At 76.3% G+C, this 1946-nt stretch carries 3 protein-coding genes; all 3 read right to left on the bottom strand.

Going from position 1 to position 1946, the window contains the following annotated elements:
* Positions 1–61 precede the first annotated feature (61 nt).
* Complete coding sequence (locus EAO77_RS36270) at positions 62–319, bottom strand: WhiB family transcriptional regulator (protein ID WP_147992552.1); 258 nt, start codon at positions 317–319, stop codon at positions 62–64.
* 336 nt (positions 320–655) lie between these two features.
* On the bottom strand, positions 656–1153 hold the full coding sequence (locus tag EAO77_RS36260) for a hypothetical protein (protein ID WP_147992550.1): 498 nt from the start codon (positions 1151–1153) through the stop codon (positions 656–658).
* Between the two features lie 90 nt (positions 1154–1243).
* Positions 1244–1867, bottom strand: coding sequence for an isochorismatase family protein (locus EAO77_RS36255; protein WP_147992549.1), 624 nt, complete (start codon positions 1865–1867; stop codon positions 1244–1246).
* Positions 1868–1946: the final 79 nt, after the last annotated feature.

The following is a 1946-nucleotide window of genomic DNA, read 5'->3' as shown; positions in this document are numbered from 1 at the left end:
CCCGGGCCCCCGCCCGGGATCCGTGGCCGCGACCCCCCGGTCGCGCCCCCGTGCGTACCGGTCAGCCGCGGCCGCGTGACTGGTCACGGCGCATGCGGAGCCGCTCCTTCTCGGACAGGCCGCCCCAGACGCCGAATCTCTCGTCGTTGGCGAGCGCGTACTCCAGGCACGCCACCCGGCCCTCGCACGCGCCGCACAGTTGCTTCGCCTCGCGGGTCGACGAGCCCGGGGCGGGGAAGAAGAACTCCGGACCCGCCTGGGCGCAGAGCGCCGTCTCCTGCCAGGCCAGTTCCGGTTCGGTCATGGTGTTCATCGGCATGGGAAACACCCTGCCGGGCGGCGATAAACACCTCATCAACGTCTCGTCAACACGGCGCAGCCGTTCTCCACCGCTGTCGAGTGTGCGGCCACCACCCCTCCGGGCGCACGCCGTTGCGCCGGCCCGGCGCGTCGCGCCGCGCCGCGCCCGCAGGATCCGCGGCGATCCCACCGCCGGGCGGGGGCACCGTGACGGACGGGCCGGTACGGGCCCGGTCGTCACCGGTGCGCGGGGCGCACGCCGTCGCCGTGCGGGCCAGGGGCGTCGCCTGCGCCGAGGGCCCCGGCGCCGGCCCTCAGGGCCCGCACGCCGGGGCGGGGCCGGACAGTCCCCCGGTCAGCGGCCGCGCTGTTCGTAGACCGTGGTGGCCAGATCGCGCAGGGCCCGGCGGGCGGGCTCCGGGTCCAGGCCGTGGTCGATGGCCTCCAGGGCGGCGGCGGCCGAGGCCCGGACCTGGTGCGGCAGTCCGTCGTAGGCGGAGATGCCGTAGGCGACCCTGCGGCGGGCGGCCGCCTCCTCCTCGGAGACGCTGCCGGGCTCGATGGGGAAGACGGCGGCCTGGTAGGTCGCTATGCCGATCAGCACCGTCTGGGCCAGGCCCTCCGCGTATCCGTCGTCGGCGGCCGCGTCGCACTCCCTGCGGAACTCGGCGAGGGCGCGGCGCCGTGCGTACGCCGAGCCGGCCCAGGACCCCACGGCGGCGAGGGCGCCGGCGAATCCGGCGACGAACGGGCCCGCCAGCAGATGGCCGGCGAGGGTGCCCAGGGCGGCGGCGGAGGCGACCAGCTGCACGGTGATCAGCCGGTGGGCACGAGTGAGGGCAATGCTGTCCATAGCGGGCAGTATGACGGGTGCCCGCACCCGCCCCGGCACGGGACCCCGGGGACGGCCCCGGGGTCCGGTGTGCGGGGCGGGACGGACGGCTCAGTCCCGGAGCGCCCCGGCGGTGGGGACGACGAGGCCGAAGACATCGGTGACGGTGGTCAGGGCGGCGGCCTTGAGCGCGGCGGCGGGCACCACCGTGCCGTCCGGGCCGGTGAGGGCGCGGGTGGCGGTGGCGTCGGCGACGACGGTGGGCCGGTAGCCCCGGTTGAAGGCGCCCTGGGCGGTGGAGGCGACGCACATGTGCGTCATGAAGCCGGCCAGCACGAGGTCCTTGCCGGAGCCCGGTCCGGCGCCCAGGTCCGCCAGCGTCCGCTCCAGCTCGGTGGCGTGGAAGGAGTCGGGGACGTTCTTCACCACGACCGGTTCGCCGGCGGCCGGGGCGACCGCGTCGCAGACGGCGCCGACGTGGGCCCGCAGGTCGTACGGGGACCCCTCGCCCGCGTCGTGCACCACATGGACGACGGGGGTGCCGGCGGCGCGGGCGCGCTCCAGGAGCCGGGCAGCCGCGGCGAGCGCCTCGTCGGCCCCCTCCAGCGCCATGACGCCGGTGCGGTAGGTGTTCTGGAAGTCGATCATGACCAGCACGGACTCGCCCAGGCGGGGCGGCCGGTTGTCCAGTCCGCTCACGTCGCGCAGCGTGGTGGAAGCGGTGGCGGTGCTCATCGAAGGGCCTCTCGTTCGGTGGGTGGGCATGGCGGGGCTCCGGCGTACGGGCATGCCGGAGGACGGGACGGGCGGAGGG

It is taken from the genome of Streptomyces sp. T39 (assembly GCF_008042045.1).
Lineage (GTDB): Bacteria > Actinomycetota > Actinomycetes > Streptomycetales > Streptomycetaceae > Streptomyces.
The sequence above is the reverse complement of the archived record's forward strand: the minus strand, read 5'-3'. Positions and strand labels throughout refer to the sequence as shown.

Excerpts from the sequence above, each read along its gene's own strand:
- EAO77_RS36260 (WP_147992550.1), bottom strand. The coding sequence starts at position 1,153 with ATGGACAGCATTGCCCTCACTCGTGCCCACCGGCTGATCACCGTGCAG.
- EAO77_RS36255 (WP_147992549.1), bottom strand. The coding sequence starts at position 1,867 with ATGAGCACCGCCACCGCTTCCACCACGCTGCGCGACGTGAGCGGACTG.
- EAO77_RS36270 (WP_147992552.1), bottom strand. The coding sequence starts at position 319 with ATGCCGATGAACACCATGACCGAACCGGAACTGGCCTGGCAGGAGACG.